Origin of the sequence: Microbacterium istanbulense (assembly GCF_037204145.1) — a bacterium.
GTDB classification, from domain to species: domain Bacteria; phylum Actinomycetota; class Actinomycetes; order Actinomycetales; family Microbacteriaceae; genus Microbacterium; species Microbacterium istanbulense.
In genome coordinates this window covers 1-15138 of the sequence record NZ_JBBDGN010000007.1, presented here as the reverse complement: position 1 = coordinate 15138, position 15138 = coordinate 1, and the positions used below count along the sequence as shown (strand labels likewise).

The 15138-nt window shown below is 68.0% G+C and carries 15 protein-coding genes and 1 tRNA gene; 8 read left to right on the top strand and 8 right to left on the bottom strand.

Annotation, left to right across the window (positions count from 1 at the left end):
- Positions 1-22 precede the first annotated feature (22 nt).
- The 4 genes from ngcE to WDU93_RS08455 all read left to right on the top strand — a co-directional run bounded on the left by ngcE (position 23) and on the right by WDU93_RS08455 (position 4261).
- The gene (ngcE, locus tag WDU93_RS08470; RefSeq protein WP_337319515.1) at positions 23-1435 is read left to right on the top strand and encodes an N-acetylglucosamine/diacetylchitobiose ABC transporter substrate-binding protein; all 1413 of its coding nucleotides are present in this window, start codon (positions 23-25) and stop codon (positions 1433-1435) included.
- Complete coding sequence (locus tag WDU93_RS08465) at positions 1432-2448, top strand: carbohydrate ABC transporter permease (protein ID WP_337319513.1); 1017 nt, start codon at positions 1432-1434, stop codon at positions 2446-2448. The genes ngcE and WDU93_RS08465 overlap by 4 nt, the downstream gene beginning before the upstream one ends.
- Before the next feature lie 77 nt (positions 2449-2525).
- Positions 2526-3359, top strand: a complete 834-nt coding sequence (locus WDU93_RS08460) for a carbohydrate ABC transporter permease (protein WP_337319837.1) — start codon at positions 2526-2528, stop codon at positions 3357-3359.
- Between the two features lie 107 nt (positions 3360-3466).
- Entirely contained in the window at positions 3467-4261 is a 795-nt protein-coding gene (locus WDU93_RS08455; RefSeq protein ID WP_337319511.1) for an SGNH/GDSL hydrolase family protein, read from the top strand.
- Positions 4262-4306: 45 nt separating this feature from the next.
- Here the strand turns inward: WDU93_RS08455 and WDU93_RS08450 are convergent.
- The 5 genes from WDU93_RS08450 to WDU93_RS08430 all read right to left on the bottom strand — a co-directional run bounded on the left by WDU93_RS08450 (position 4307) and on the right by WDU93_RS08430 (position 8309).
- Positions 4307-4379 (bottom strand) — tRNA-Arg (locus WDU93_RS08450).
- 58 nt (positions 4380-4437) lie between these two features.
- On the bottom strand, positions 4438-5355 hold the full coding sequence (locus tag WDU93_RS08445) for a DUF4436 family protein (RefSeq protein WP_337319509.1): 918 nt from the start codon (positions 5353-5355) through the stop codon (positions 4438-4440).
- Between the two features lie 8 nt (positions 5356-5363).
- Positions 5364-6518, bottom strand: a complete 1155-nt coding sequence (locus WDU93_RS08440; RefSeq protein WP_337319507.1) for an agmatine deiminase family protein — start codon at positions 6516-6518, stop codon at positions 5364-5366.
- A 52-nt stretch (positions 6519-6570) separates the two neighbouring features.
- Complete coding sequence (sufU, locus tag WDU93_RS08435; protein WP_337319505.1) at positions 6571-7017, bottom strand: Fe-S cluster assembly sulfur transfer protein SufU; 447 nt, start codon at positions 7015-7017, stop codon at positions 6571-6573.
- Complete coding sequence (locus WDU93_RS08430) at positions 7017-8309, bottom strand: aminotransferase class V-fold PLP-dependent enzyme (RefSeq protein ID WP_337319503.1); 1293 nt, start codon at positions 8307-8309, stop codon at positions 7017-7019. Before WDU93_RS08430 ends, sufU begins: the two co-directional genes overlap by 1 nt.
- A gap of 101 nt (positions 8310-8410) precedes the next feature.
- Here WDU93_RS08430 and WDU93_RS08425 point away from each other — a divergent pair, with 101 nt between their 5' ends.
- Positions 8411-9058, top strand: a complete 648-nt coding sequence (locus tag WDU93_RS08425; RefSeq protein ID WP_337319501.1) for a GyrI-like domain-containing protein — start codon at positions 8411-8413, stop codon at positions 9056-9058.
- A 2-nt stretch (positions 9059-9060) separates the two neighbouring features.
- Complete coding sequence (locus tag WDU93_RS08420; RefSeq protein ID WP_337319499.1) at positions 9061-9621, top strand: hypothetical protein; 561 nt, start codon at positions 9061-9063, stop codon at positions 9619-9621.
- Between the two features lie 7 nt (positions 9622-9628).
- Here the strand turns inward: WDU93_RS08420 and WDU93_RS08415 are convergent, their stop codons facing one another.
- From WDU93_RS08415 to WDU93_RS08405, 3 genes are all read right to left on the bottom strand, one after another.
- Positions 9629-10447: a CPBP family intramembrane glutamic endopeptidase gene (locus tag WDU93_RS08415; RefSeq protein WP_337319498.1), complete on the bottom strand. Its 819-nt coding sequence runs from the start codon at positions 10445-10447 to the stop codon at positions 9629-9631.
- Entirely contained in the window at positions 10444-11169 is a 726-nt protein-coding gene (gene trmB, locus WDU93_RS08410; protein ID WP_337319495.1) for a tRNA (guanosine(46)-N7)-methyltransferase TrmB, read from the bottom strand. Before trmB ends, WDU93_RS08415 begins: the two co-directional genes overlap by 4 nt.
- A 126-nt stretch (positions 11170-11295) precedes the next feature.
- A complete protein-coding gene (locus WDU93_RS08405) occupies positions 11296-12141 on the bottom strand; it encodes a DUF3097 domain-containing protein (protein WP_337319493.1) in 846 nt (281 codons plus the stop codon).
- A 90-nt stretch (positions 12142-12231) separates the two neighbouring features.
- Between WDU93_RS08405 and WDU93_RS08400 the strand changes: the two genes are divergently transcribed.
- On the top strand, positions 12232-14292 hold the full coding sequence (locus WDU93_RS08400; RefSeq protein WP_337319492.1) for a TPM domain-containing protein: 2061 nt from the start codon (positions 12232-12234) through the stop codon (positions 14290-14292).
- 52 nt (positions 14293-14344) lie between these two features.
- Entirely contained in the window at positions 14345-15085 is a 741-nt protein-coding gene (locus WDU93_RS08395; protein WP_337319490.1) for a PspA/IM30 family protein, read from the top strand.
- Positions 15086-15138 lie beyond the last annotated feature (53 nt).

Here is a 15138-nt window from a genome sequence, read left to right as displayed (position 1 = left end):
ACATACGGAAGGTAAGAACACGATGGAAATCAACGAGGCATCCATCAGTCGCCGCAACCTGTTGCGCGGCGCCGCTGCCGCAGCAGTGCTGCTGCCGTTCGGCATGACGCTGGCTTCCTGCGCAGCCCCCGGTGGCGGAACCAGCAACTCCGGCCCTGCCGGTGAGGTCACCGACACCAACCCGTTCGGCGTCGCCGCCGACTCGAAGGTCGACGCGGTCATCTTCAACGGCGGCTACGGTGTCGACTACGTCGAGAACGCTGCGAAGCTCATGGAGAAGACGCAGGACGGCGTGACCGTCAAGGTCTCCCCCTCCACCAAGATCGCGCAGGAGCTGCAGCCCCGCTTCGTCGGTGGCAACCCGCCGGACCTCATCGACAACTCGGGTGCCAACCAGATCGGTTGGAACACCATCCTCGACCAGCTCGAGGACCTCTCCGACGTGCTCGCGGCGAACAACCTCGAGGGCGAGAAGATCAGCGACACGCTCTTCGGCGGCGTCGAGGCGTCGGGCACGTACGGCGACAAGTTCGCCGCGCTGAACTACGTCATGACGGTCTACGGTCTGTGGTACTCGTCGAGCCTGTTCGAGGAGAACGGCTGGGACGTCCCCACCAGCTGGGAAGACCTGAAGGACCTCGGCGCCAAGGCGAAGGCGAAGGACAAGTACCTCTTCGTCTTCGGCAAGGAGGCCGCGACCTACTACCAGACGTTCGTGCTGGACTCGGCGATCATCCAGGGCGGCGACGACGTGCGCCTCCCGATCGAGAACCTGGCCGAGGACGCCTGGTCGAACCCGATCATCCAGGACATCCTGAACATCTTCCACGAGCTCATCCAGGCCGGTTACGTCAAGCCGGGTGGTTCGGGCACGCAGTTCACCGAGGCACAGGCACAGTGGTCGAACGACCAGGAGTCGCTGCTGTACCCGTCGGGCTCGTGGATCGAGAACGAGATGAAGTCGCAGACCGCCGAGGGCTTCGCCATGAAGGGCATCGCCGAGCTGCCGCTCAACGGGAACCAGACGACCCCCAAGGGCACGCTGCGCGCCGAGGCCGGCGAGCCGTTCATCGTCCCCTCGAAGGCGAAGAACCCCGCCGGCGGCAAGGAGCTGCTGCGCGTCATGCTCTCCAAGGAGTCCGCGACCGCGTTCGCCAAGGAGAAGCTCGCACCGACGATCGTCAAGGGCACCGTTCCCGCCGACGGCTTCGGCTCGACCGCGCTCGTCTCCCAGTCGGAGATGCTCGAGGCCGCCGGCTCGAACGTGTTCACGATCAAGTCCACCAGCCTCTACGGCATGAACTCCGACCAGCTGCCGATCTGGAACTCGTTCCTCGACGGCAAGATGGACGTGGCCACGCTCACCAAGCAGCTCCAGGCGATCGTCGACAAGATCCGCAACGACGACTCGATCACGAAGATCGAGATCAAATGAGCGCCGCGGGTACGGACGCGGTACTCGATACCGTGGCCGTATCCGCCGCACGTGCGGGGCGTCGCAAGACGCCCCGCACCCCGCGGCGGAAGCTGACGTTCGACTTCGTGTCGTTCGTGGCCGTGTTCCTGGGGCTGCCGCTTGTGATCTTCCTGGTGTTCGTCATCTCGCCGTTCATCCAGGCGGTCTACTACTCGATGACGAACTGGACGGGCTTCTCGCCCAACATGTCGTTCATCGGGTTGCAGAACTTCGTCAAGTTGTTCCAGGACACGACTTTCCTGCAGGCGATGGGCAACAACATCCTGCTCGCCATCCTCGTGCCGTTGATCACGCTCTCGATCGCACTCGTGTTCGCCAGCATGATCACCGTGGGTGGTCCCAGCAGCGGTCAGGTGCGAGGGCTCAAGGGCTCCACGTTCTACCGTGTGGTGTCGTTCTTCCCGTACGTCATTCCCGCGATCGTGATCGGCATCCTCTGGGGCCAGATCTACACCCCCAGCGGTCTGCTCAACGGCCTGCTCGGCCTGGTCGGCATCGACACGAACGAGTTCGCCTGGCTCGGTGACGAGCGCACCGCCATGGGCGCCTCGATCTTCGTCATCGTGTGGGGCATGGTCGGGTTCTATATGGTGCTGTTCATCGCCGCCATCAAGGGCATCCCGGCCGAGACCTTCGAGGCCGCCCGCATCGACGGCGCAGGTCGTGCACGCATGATCTTCTCGATCACGCTGCCGCTGATCCGCGACAACGTGCAGACGGCGTACATCTATCTCGGCATCCTGGCGTTGGATGCGTTCGTCTACATGGCCGCGCTGAACGCCACCGGCGGCCCCGGCAACAGCACCCTGGTGATGAGCCAGTACCTGTTCCGCACCGCCTTCGAGAAGGGCCAGTTCGGCCTCGCCAGCGCGATGGGTGTCGTGCTCGCGGTGATCACGCTGCTGTTCGCCGCCCTGGTATTCCTCGTGAACCGCCTCACCGGCGGCAAGGATGATGGAGGCCGCTCATGAGCGACAAGACCTCGGCCATGGTCACCATCGACCCGAAGAAGGCCCGCAAGGACAACGCGGTGCTGCGCAAGAAGAAGATGACCACCGGTGACAAGGTCGTGGGCGGCGTCTCGCACGTTGTGCTCGGCATCTGGTCGATCATCGTCATCCTGCCGATGCTGTGGACGCTGTTCACCTCGTTCAAGACGACCCGTGAGATCTTCGCGTCGCCGTTCTCGCTCCCGGAGGAATGGAACCTCGACAACTACGTCAACGCGTGGTCGAAGTACAACTTCGGGCAGATGTTCCTGAACACGATCATCGTGGTGAGCGTGTCGCTCGTGCTGGTGATGCTGCTCGGTGCCATGTGCGCGTATGTGCTGGCACGGTTCAACCTGCCGGGCAGCCGGGCCATCTACTACCTGATGCTCGCCGGACTCACCTTCCCGGTGTTCCTCGCCATCGTGCCTCTGTTCTTCATCCTGCAGAGCATGGGGCTGCTGAACACCCTCCCGGGTCTGATCCTCACGTACGTGGCGTTCGCCCTGCCGTTCACGGTGTTCTTCCTGTTCTCGTTCTTCAAGTCCTTGCCGTACGAGATCCAGGAGGCCGCGTACATCGACGGTGCGAGCGAGTGGCGCACCTTCTTCCAGGTGATGCTGCCGATGGCCAAGCCTGGCCTGGCGGCCGTCGCGATCCTCAACTTCCTCGGCCTGTGGAACCAGTTCCTGCTGCCGGTGGCGTTGAACACGGATCAGGCACAGTACGTGCTCTCGCAGGGTATGGCGGCGTTCGCGTCGGCAGCCGGTTACGAAGTCGACTTCGGCGCGCTGTTCGCCGCGGTGATCATCACGATCGCCCCGGTGCTGGTCGTCTACGTCTTCTTCCAGCGTCAGTTGCAGGGCTCGGTGACGCAGGGCACCAGCAAGTGACCACGATCCCCCACGAGACGCCCCTCCCCGCTCCGGCGGCGGAGGGGCGTCTTGTCTCTGGCGCGTCGGAAATTCACAATCCGCACCCCGTCGCCTACTCTCGTTGCATGACCTCGCGACGTCGACGCCCCCGGCTGCGCAGCGTGCTGCTGGGTGTCGCCGCGATCGCGGTCGTCGGCGGTGTCGTGGTCGGCGCCTGGCGCCCGTGGATGCCCGTCGTCGAGACCGCCCCGATCGCCGCCGCCGGTGACGCGGTGGTGCCTGCGGCCCTGATCCTTCCCGAGCATCCCCGCGTCTTGGTCTTCGGCGACTCGTGGACCTACGGCTCGGCGGCCTCCGTGCCCACGCTCGGCTATGCCTACGTGCTCGCCGACCTCATCGACGGCGAAACCGTCGTGCGCGGGGTGCGCGGGAGCGGCTACCTCAAGCCCGGTCTGGACGGCCCGGCCTTCGGGGAGCGCATCTCGGCGCTGGATGCCTCCATCGACCCGGATCTGGTGATCATCCAGGGGTCGATCAACGACCGGCGGGAACCGGCGGCCGGCTACGCGGATGCCGTCAACGCGGCCTGGGACGACCTCACCGCCCTCTACCCGGAGGTGCCGATCGTCGTGCTCGGGCCCGCTCCGCACGAGCTGCCCGTCGCCGCTGCAACCGCGCGCATCGACCGCGACCTGCAGGCACTCGCCGGCGCCCGTGGCTGGTGGTACATCTCGCCCGTGCAGGAGGACTGGATCACCGAGGCGAACTATCTGCAGCTGATCGATGTGGAGGTCGGTCGAAAGCACCCCTCCACCGAGGGACACCGGTACCTGGCCGAGCACGTCGCCGCGGCTCTGCAGGCCATGCAGGGGGCCGGCGTCACCGAGGCCGGCGAGACCGAGCTGGAACCCGCGCGCTGAACGCAGATACGAGAAAGGCCGCCCGATGGGCGGCCTTGTCGTTCGTGCCCCCGACAGGAATCGAACCTGCGACCTTCGGTACCGGAAACCGGCGCTCTATCCGCTGAGCTACGGAGGCGAACCGTACGAGCCTATCATTCAGGTGGCCCGCCCCCGTGCACCGGCACCCCTCGTGATCAGGGCTGCGGGGCATCCGTCTGGCGCTCGGCGACGACTTCCTGACGGATGCCGCTGATCGCGGTCACGAACACGCAGACCGCGATGATCGCCTCGGCCCAGAAGAACGCGAGGTAGTCGATCAGCGATCCGATCGGAGGGGCTCCTGGCGCCGCATTGCGGAACGCCGCGATCGCGAACAGCGAGGCCGCCATCCACCCCAGGGCCGGCCAGACGAGGCCGCGGCGGCGCGTGAAGAGGAACCACGCGGCGGCGGCGACCGAGATCGCCAGCGCCCACATGGCCACGATCATGAAGAGCGCGAACGTCAAGACGCCGGCCGAGCGACCGAGCTGGAGTTCCACGACCCCGGCGCCCGCTTCGGTGTAGGCGTCGGCAGTGGCTGCGAACAGCGCATCCCGATGTGAGAAGGTGACGTTCACCGGCACGGAGCTGCCACCCATCCGCGCCGTGAACTCCAGTGTCGTGGTGTAGCGGTCGAAGGGATAGGCGGTGATGCCGCCGCTGGCCAGCGCGACCGGCACGTCGACGGTGCCGATGCGCTCCCGCGCGGGGAAGAACGGATCGGTCCTCATGGCGGCCGAGGTGAGGATCTCGAGGTCCTCGACGGGCGAGAGCCCGCCCTCGCTGGTGAGTGTGCCGCGCGGGGTCACCTGCAGTCGGAGTATGAGCTCTCCGGCTGCCGCATCCACCCGCACGACGGTGGCCGTGATGTCGACCCGGTCGGCGGGCGCCTCCGGTGCGGTCTGCAGGCGCTGTGCGCCCCCAGCCGTGCCGCTGAGTTGCGACCAGACCGCGACCGCGGCGATCAGCGACACCACGAGAGCGGCGACGATCGCGGCCTTCGCCCAGGTGGGCCAGGGCGCGCGGGACGCGACGGCGGATGCGGGCTCGACAGGCTCGGTGTCGTCGGTCACTCGTGTGCTCAGCTCTCGTCAGGTTCGCCGGGGAGGTCGTGCGTGGCGCAGTGGATGCCGCCACCACCCGAGGCGATCGTGTCGATTGCGAGCGGCACGATCTCGCGGTCAGGATACTGCTCCGCGAGGATGTCTTGCGCACGCCGGTCGGCCTTGCGGTCGCCGAACTGCGGCAGGAAGACCGCGTCGTTGGCGATGTAGAAGTTCACATAGGAGGCGAGGAAATCGTCGCCCGTACCGCGGATGAGCGAGAAGTCCGGCTGCGGCAGCTCGATCACCTCGAAGGCCTCTCCGCGAGCATCCGTCGCCTCGCTGAGCACCTGACGGGCGTTCTCGCTCGACTGGGCCCACACGTCATCCGGCGCTCCGGGGCCGGGGACATCCAGCAACACCACACCCGGTGCGGTGAACCGCACGAGGGAGTCGATGTGCGCGTCGGTGATGTCTTCTCCGTAGACGCCGTCGAACCAGACCACCTTCTTCATGCCGAGCAGATCGATCAGGCGCGCCTCGACCTCGTCGCGCGACAGGCCAGGGTTGCGGTTGTCGTTGACCATCGAGCTCTCGGTCACGAACAGCGTTCCGAGCCCATCGGTCTCGAGCGAGCCTCCCTCCCCCACGAGGTTCGCCTTCCGGCGAGGAATCTCAAGCTCGCGCAGCACGGCGGCGCCGACGCCCGCGTCGTTGTCGTGCTGCTGCTTGTCGCCCCAGCCGTTGAAGTTGAAGTCGACGCCCTCGAGACCCTCGGCTGTCTCGACGAACACCGGCACCGTGTCGCGCGCCCACAGGTCATCGACGGCGATCGAGAGGATCTCGACGTTCTTGCCGAGGGCGTACTCGGCGTCCGCCTCTTCGCCGGGTGAGACCAGCATCACCACAGGTTCGAACTGCGCGATGGCGCGCGCGACTCTGGCGATGTCCTCTCGGACGTACGGCGTGTCCTCACCCCAGATGCGGGCGGTCGGCCACGACATGACGGTGAGTTCGTGGTTGTACCACTCCGCCCCCAGACGACGCCCCACCCGCTCCTCCTCGGCCTCACTCCCCGCCGGCGCACCCTGCCCCGCGGACTCACCGAAGGCGCACCCGGTCAGGCTGAGACTCAACAGGCCCACACCCGCTCCGGCGAGCATGGTGCGGCGAGAGATCAAGAATCGGTTCACGAACCAATTCTTGCCCAGTTCGCACCGAACACCTCGTTCGCGACGACGCCGATCAGGAATCGAGCTTGCGCAGCGCGTCTTCTGCCGCCACCCAGGCGAGCATCGCGCACTTCACGCGCGCCACGTATTTCGACACCCCGCCGAGGGCCGCGGCATCGCCCAAGAGCTCGGGGTCGGGTTCGATCTTGCCCCGAGAGCGCATCGCCTCCCGGAACACAGCGATCCGCCGCTCGACCTCCGACAACGGCATCCCCTCCACGAGCTCGGCGAAAAGCGACGCCGACGCCTGCGAGATGGCGCAGCCGTGCCCTTCCCACGTGACCGCCTCGAGCGTGCCGTCGGCGGCGCGGTGCACCTGCAGCGTGATCTCGTCGCCGCAGGTGGGGTTCACCTGATGCGACTGAGCCGCGACCTCACCGCGCAGGCCGTAGCCGTGCGGGGAGCGCGAGTGGTCGAGGATGAGCTCCTGATAGAGACCCTGCAGATCTGACGAGGTCATCATGCCCTCCGGAAGAAGTCGATGGTGCGGGCGACGCCGTCGATCACGGCATCCACCTCATCACGCGTCGTGTACAGATAGGTGCTGGCCCTGGTCGAGGCCGTCACGCCCAGGCGACGATGCAGCGGCTGTGCGCAGTGATGCCCCACCCGCACGGCGATACCGGCGTCGTCGAGGAACTGTCCGACATCGTGGGCATGGATGCCGGCGACATCGACGCTGGCGAGCCCCACCCGAGGCAGGTCGATGCCGCCACCCAGCACACGCACGCCGTCGATCGCGCCCAGCCCCGCCACCAGACGCGCGCCGAGCTCGGCCTCGTGCGCGGCGATCCGCGGCATCCCGACGTTCTCGAGGTACCGCACCGCCTCCGCCAGCGCGACGGCCTGCGAGACCCGCTGCGTGCCGGCCTCGAAACGCTGCGGCGGCGGCAGATACTCCGCCCCGGTGGTCGTGACCGTCGTGATCATGGATCCCCCGGTGAGGAACGGCGGCATGATCTCGAGCAGGTCGCGACGGCCGTACAGGGCACCGATGCCGGTGGGCCCGAGCATCTTGTGGCCGGAGAGCACCGCGAAGTCGACGTCCAGCGCCTTCACGTCCAGCGGCAGGTGCGGCGCCGACTGGCAGGCATCCAGCAGCACCAGGGCACCGGCCGCGCGGGCCAGCGCGATCACCTCGGCGACCGGGTTGATGACGCCGAGAACATTGGAGACGTGGGTGACGGCGACCAGCCGCGTACGCGGACCGATGAGCTCGGCGGCCGCATCCAGCCGCAGCGCACCGTCGTCGTCGAGTGGGATCACCCGCAGCGTCGCGCCGGTGCGGGCGGCGAGTTCCTGCCACGGCACGAGGTTGGCGTGATGCTCCATCTCCGTGGTGACGATCTCGTCACCGGGGCCGATCCGCAGTCCGGCAGCGGCCTCTCCCCCACGCCCCATCGACGCATTCGAGATGGCGTAGGCGACGAGATTGACGGCCTCGGTGGCATTGGAAGTCCAGACGACCTCGTCTTCCTCGGCGCCGATGAAACCGGCGAGCGCCGCGCGGGCGTCTTCGAACAGCACCGTGGCCTCAGCGGCCAGGGTGTGCGCGCCACGGTGCACGGCGGCGTTCAGCGTGGACGCGAACGCACGCTCGGCATCGAGCACCGCAAGCGGCCGTTGCGAGGTCGCGCCCGAATCGAGGTAGACCAGCGGATGCCCGTGCACCTGCTGCTGCAGGATCGGGAAGTCCTGACGGATCCCCTGGATCTCCGCCTCCGTGAGGGGCAGGTCGGCCGAAGTGTGCATCCTTCAAGCTTCTCACCTGTGGGGCCCTCTCGGCGCCGCGCCGCCGATCTGCTCGCCCGGGTCGCTTGCCGTCGGTGCCGCCGCGGCTCCAGGATGAGCGCGTGGAGAAGACGGATTTCAAGATGACGATCGACGCGTATCACGCGGAGGTCGGCGAGTTCCGGGTGCTCGAGGTTCCTCCCCTGCAGTACCTGATGATCGACGGTGCGGGCGACCCCAATGCGGCCCCCGAGTTCACCGCCGCCGTCGAAGCGCTGTACCCACTGGCGTACACGCTGAAGTTCGCGAGCCGCACGACACGTGACCGCGACTACGTCGTGATGCCGCTGGAGGGGCTGTGGTGGGCGGACGACCCGGCGATGTTCACCAGCGCCCGCGACAAGTCCCAGTGGAGCTGGACGCTGATGATCATGCAGCCCGACTGGATCGACGCCGAGATGTTCGCCGACGCCGTGGCAGCAGTAGCCGCAAAGAAGGCGCCGTCCCGCCTGGACGAGGTGCGCCTCGAGACCCTCGCGGAGGGCCTGTGTGTGCAGACCCTCCACCGCGGTGCCTTCGACGACGAAGCCGCTGTGCTCGCGCGGCTGCACGACGAGATCATCCCGGCGGGCGGACACCGCATGACCGGGCGCCACCACGAGATCTATTTCAGCGATCCCCGTAAGGGCGCGCCCGAGAAGCGGCGCACGATCCTGCGACAGCCCGTCGTCGCCTCCGCGTCCCCACACGCCCCCGGCGCTAGCGTGTGAGCATGCCTCGCTCGCCCCGCCGCCGCTTGTTCGCCGTGTCGGGCCTTGCCGCCGCCAGCGTCGCCCTGAGCGGCTGTCTGTACGCGCAGATCCCCGCAGCCACAGCGACATCGCCCGGCATGACCATCGTGCCGACCGGCGACTGGCAAGAGCTTCCCGCGTGCGGCGTGCCCGGCACCATCCCGTGGGTGCTGGTCGATGATTTTCCCGTCGCAGAACTCACCGGTGCACAGCTGAGCGCCGACTGCGGTGACATCTGGACCGGCGACGCCGACGGTGACGCCTTCGCCGGCATCATGGTGGATCCCGCAACACAGGAACAGATCGACGCGCTCGGCGCTGCGCTTGCGGCATCCGGGTACGAGCTGCTGGTCGACGACTTCGACCCGGCAGCCCCATCAGGCGAGGCGTACTGGGGCGCACGCGACTACTACCTGGACGGCGAGTACGACGGCGACTTCACCCGAGCCGCACTCGAGATCTATCCCTCGCCCGAGACGGATGGCGCATGGACCGTCTACTTCGACTTCGAGGCGCCGTCGACGCGCGCCCTCGCCGAGTAGCCGCGGTTCAGACGAGGAAGACCGGCAGCATGCCGGGGTTGTGCGCATGCACGAGCACCGCGAACACCACGGCATCGAACAGCAGATGCACCGTGACGACGTACGCCAGCGAGTGGGTGCGCAAGAAGATGAAGCCCTGCAGCAGCGCGAACGGGATCGTCAGCAGCGGCCCCCATTCGCGGTAGCCGAGCTCCCACAGAAACGAGACGAACACGATCGCCTGCAGCAGGTTCGCGACTGTCGCGGGGAAATGCCGACGCAGCAGGGCGAAGACCGTGCAGATGAAGAACAGCTCATCCCAGATGCCCACCGCTCCGACGCCCACGAACAGACGCGCGATGAGGTCGGGGGTGTCGACCACCGGCCAGTTCTGGTACACCCCGCTGGTGATGAAGTAGAACGGCAGGATCAGCCAGCCGAGCACGAGCACGGCGATCAGCCAGGTCCACTGCCACCTGCTCCAGCGTCGCCCCGTACGCCACGGAAAACGGATCGCCCGGTCACCGAACACGAATCGCGAGACGAGATACGGCACCAGCACGGCGCCGCCGAGTGCCAGGGTGAACCGCAGCATCGCGAGGTTGTCGAGTTCGGCGGCGAGCGGGATGGCGTGCACGATGAGCAGGCCGAGCGCGATGAGAGACAGGTCGCGGGTGAGTGACGGTGCGGATGCCCGTATCGCGCGGCGTTCGAGCAGAGCCGCCGCCAGGATGCCGGCGATGAGCAGACCCCAGCCGAGCAGGTTCCACCCGAAGACGAAGAATGCCGGCGCCGCCAGACAGACCAGCACGGCGGGGCCGAGCCGCTGCCAGGCGGCGAGTGTCATGAGCGCGCGACCCGGCGGTACGTGAGGTCGCGGATGTCGCGGCCCTTCGCGATGCCCTTGCGCTCGAAGGCGGTCATCACTCGCCCCTCGAACCGCTCGGCCCACTCCCCCTCGAACGCACGCTCGAACTCGGGCGCCTCGTCAAGCACCTCGCGCATCTGCAGCGCGTAGTCCTCCCAGTCGGTGGCCAGGCGCAGCAGCCCGCCGTCGGCGAGTGCGCTCGCCGCCGTCTGGGGGAATCCCGTCCGCACCAGACGGCGCTTGGTGTGGCGCTTCTTGTGCCAGGGGTCGGGGAAGAAGATCCACACCTCGGCCGCGGCGCCCGCGGGCAGGAACGGCGAGAGCACCTCGGGTGCGTTGGCCTCAGCCAGACGCAGGTTACGAGCGCCCGCCTTGTCGGCGTCGAGCATCGTGCGGGCAAGACCGGCGCGGAACACCTCGACTGCGAGGAAGTCATCCTCGGGGCGAGCGGATGCTGCCGACACGATCGCGTGCCCCTGACCTGAGCCGATCTCGACGATCAGCGGAGCAGTCCGGCCGTACGTCGCCGCCGGGTCAAGACGGGCATCCGTGTGCACCGAGGTCGACGCGATCGCCCGTGGCACCTCAAGCAGATAGAACGGGGCGAGTTCGTCGAACGCCCGCTCCTGAGCCTCTGACATGCGGCCGCTGCGGCGCACGAACGAGACCGGCTCGTCGCGGAAAGTACGGGGTTCTGGCATCCCTCCAGGGTACCGCCGTGGGCGGTGCGCCCTTCGACAGGCTCAGGGACCCATCCGAGGCGGCTCAGGGACCCTTCGACAGGCTCAGGGACCCAACGGAGGCGGCTCAGGCCCACTTCGACAGACTCAGGGAGCCAGGGGCGGTTCAGTGACGAAGTCGATGAGTTCTTCGACCCGACCGAGCAGCGAAGGCTCGAGGTCACGGTACGTGGTCACGCGGGAGAGGATGCGCTTCCACGCGTGTGCGATGTCGGCCTGCGTCTCGGACGGCCAGCCGAACGCGCGGCAGATCCCGACCTTCCACTCGATGCCCCGCGGGATCTCCGGCCAGGCGCGGATCCCCAGCGCCGCCGGGGTCACGCACTGCCACACGTCGACATACGGATGCCCCACGATCTTCAGATGCGCGCCGTGCGGGCCGCGCAGAATCTGCTCGGCGATGCGGGATTCCTTCGAACCGGGGACGAGGTGGTCGACGAGCACACCGTAGCGGCGGGTGCGGCTCGGCGGCGCCTGCCGCAGCAGGTCATCGAGAAGGTCGATGCCCTGCAGGTACTCGACCACGACGCCTTCGACGCGCAGATCGGCTCCCCAGACCTTCTCGACCAGCTCGGCATCGTGCCTGCCCTCGACGAGGATCCGGCTGGGCAGGGCGGTGCGGGCGCGATCGTCGGCCACCGCGAAAGAACCGGATGCCGTACGCGCGCGTCCCGCCGGCTTCGCGACAGCCGGAACCAGGCGCACCGGCTTGCCGTCGATCATGAACCCGCCGCCCAAGGGGAAACTGCGCCGCCGACCTTTCCAGTCCTCGAGTTCGACCATCCCGGCTTCCACCCGCGTGATCGCACCGCAGTAGCCGTCCTGCGCGACCTCGACGACGAGATCCTTCGCAGCGGGCACCTCGGTCGCCGTGGCGAAGCCTTTCTCACGCCATCCGGCGGCGAGCACATCCGCACCGTATCTGTCGTCCATGCCTTCCAGGGTATGCGCCTCCGCTACGGGCGAACGGCGATCGGGCCCTGCGTGCTGTCGCGTGTCGGCCCGTGTGCATAGACTCGTGACATGGGGGCACCACGACCGGTCGCACAGACCAGGATGACCACTTGGCGACTGGCGTTGATCGCGTTGTTGCTCGCCGTGATCGGCAGTGCCGTCTCGGCCACCGCTGCCTCGGCCACCGCCCCTCCGCCGTTGGAAGACGGCTTTGTCACTGACGCCGTCGGCGCACTGTCGTCCAGCGAAGAGCAGGCTGTCGAAGCTCGGCTGACCGAGCTGGCCGCGCAGTCCAGCGCCGACCTCTTCGTCGTGCTCGTCGACGGCTTCACCGATCCGGCTGATGCCGCCGCCTGGGCTGACCAGACGGCCGAGCAGAACGGTCTCGGCCCCGAGCAGTACCTGCTGGCGATCGCGGTCGACGAGCGCAACTACTACATCTCCGCCGGCATCGGCGGCCCCCTCAGTGACGCCAAGCTCGACGACGTCGAGCAGAAGATGCAGCCGCTACTCAGCGCGGACGACTGGGACGGCGCGATCATCCTCGCCGCCGACGAGATCCAGGGCGACGGAGGCGCCGGCATGCTGCGCATCGTGTTGCTGCTGGCCGGCCTCGCCGTCGTGGCGCTCATCATCTGGGCGATCGTGCGCCTGGTGCGCAAGCGCCGGCGCGAGGCGGAGATCCGCCGCCGTGGGGCGATGCCGGAGACGCCCGACCCGAACGATCCGTTCTCGACGATGACCGACGAGCAGGTCGCGACGGCCGCGGGGTCGGCACTCGTGCAGGCCGACGATGCGATCACCTCGAGCCGGGAAGAGCTCGGATTCGCGGTCGCGCAGTACGGCGAGGCCGCCACGGCCGAGTTCACGCAGGCAGTCGACGCCGCGAAGGTGAAGATGTCCGAGGCGTTCGATCTCAAGCAGAAGCTCGACGACGCCGTCGAAGACACGGTCTTCGACCGCCGCGCCTGGAATCTGCGCATCATCGCCCTGTGCGACGAGATCGACGACACCCTCGATGCGCAGACGGCCGCCTTCGACGCCCTGCGCAAGCTGGAGGAGAACGCCGGGCCAGAACTGGAGCGTGTGACTCGGGAGCGGGCCGCAGTGCAGCACGTACTGGAGGGGGCGGATGCCGCGCTGGCATCCCTCACCGCAGTCTACGACGCCGCCGCGCTCACGCCCGTCGCCGACAACCCCGCGCAGGCCCGCGAACGCGCCGCGCTGGCCGACCGCTCGTTGGCGGCCGCCGGTACCGCCCTCGCGGCCGGACGCACCGCCGAGGCCGCCTTCGCGATCCGCACCGCCGAGCAGTCGACCGCCCAGTCGGCGCAGCTCGTGCGGGCGATCACGGATCTCGGCGGTGAGCTGCAACAGCTCGAGGGCCAGGCACGCGAACTGATCACCGAGTTGCAAGGTGATCTGGTCGCCGCGGCGCAGTTGCCCGACCAGACGGGCAGCATCGCGCAGGCTGTCGCGACGACCAGTGCGCAGCTGCAGGCCGCGCAGACAGCATTGAACGGCCCCGCGCGCAGTCCGCAGCGCACGCTGGAGGCGCTGACCACCGCAGACGCGCAGATCGATGCGGCCATTGCACAGGGCAACGAGACGATCCAGCGCGCGCAGCGCGCACGCCAGGTGCTCGACCAGACGCTCGCCCAGGCGCACTCGGAGATCCGCGCCGCGCGCGAGTTCATCGACACCCGACGCGGCACCGTGGGAGACACGGCCCGCACCCGCCTGTCGCAGGCCGAGGCGGCGATCGCACACGCCACATCGTTGCGCGATCAGAATGCCGCGACCGCGCTGAGTGAAGCGCAGAACGCTCTCACGCTGGCGCAGCACGCGTTTGCGGCAGCACAGTCCGACGTGCGCGCATACAACCCGGGCGGCTGGGGCGGAGACCCCTACGGCGGCTCACGCGACTCCGGCCTCGCCGGCGACATTCTGGGCGGCATCATCGGTGGCCTCCTCTCCGGCGGCGGATCGTCCGGCGGTGGGTGGCGCACTGGCGGAGGGGGAGGCTTCAGCACCTCCGGTTTCGGCGGCAGCAGCCGCTCCTCGCGCAGCTCGTCCTTCGGCCGATCCGGCGGCGGCCGCAGCGGTCGCTCAGGAGGTGGCCGCTTCTGAACTTCCTCGAACCGCACACCGACCTCGACCATCCTTCAGAAAGGAACCACCCATGACCAAGCAGTCCATCTTCGGGCGCATCTCCACTCTCGTCCGCGCGAACATCAACTCGCTCATCGACTCGGCAGAAGACCCGCAGAAGATGCTCGACCAGCTCGTGCGCGACTTCACGAACAACATCGCCGACGCCGAGTCGGCGATCGCCGAGACGATCGGCAACCTGCGTCTGCTCGAGCGCGACCACCAGGAAGACCTGCAGGCCGCGAGCGACTGGGGCAACAAGGCTCTTGCCGCCAGCCGCAAGGCCGACGAACTGCGCGGCACCGGCAACTCCGCCGACGCCGACAAGTTCGACAGCCTGGCCAAGATCGCCCTGCAGCGCCAGATCGGTGCCGAGCGCGAGGCCAGCGCGGCCGAGCCGCAGATCGCCGCCCAGACCGAGATCGTCGACAAGCTCAAGAGCGGCCTCAATGGCATGAAGGAGAAGCTCGAGCAGCTCAAGACCAAGCGCAGCGAGCTGCTCGCCCGCGCCAAGGTCGCCGAGGCCCAGACCAAGGTGCAGGACGCGGTCTCGTCGATCAACGTGCTCGACCCCACCAGCGAGCTCGGCCGCTTCGAGGACAAGATCCGCCGCCAGGAGGCCCTTGCGGCCGGCAAGGCCGAGATCGCCGCATCGTCGCTGGATGCACAGTTCGAGAGCCTGGAAGACCTCGGCGAGCTGACCGAGGTCGAGGCTCGCCTCGCCGAGCTGAAGTCCGGCGGCAAGCCCCAGTCCGCCATCACGGCAGAGTGACCATCGGGTGGGTGCGGGGGCCCCCCCCCGCCCCCCCCCCCCCCCCCCCCCCC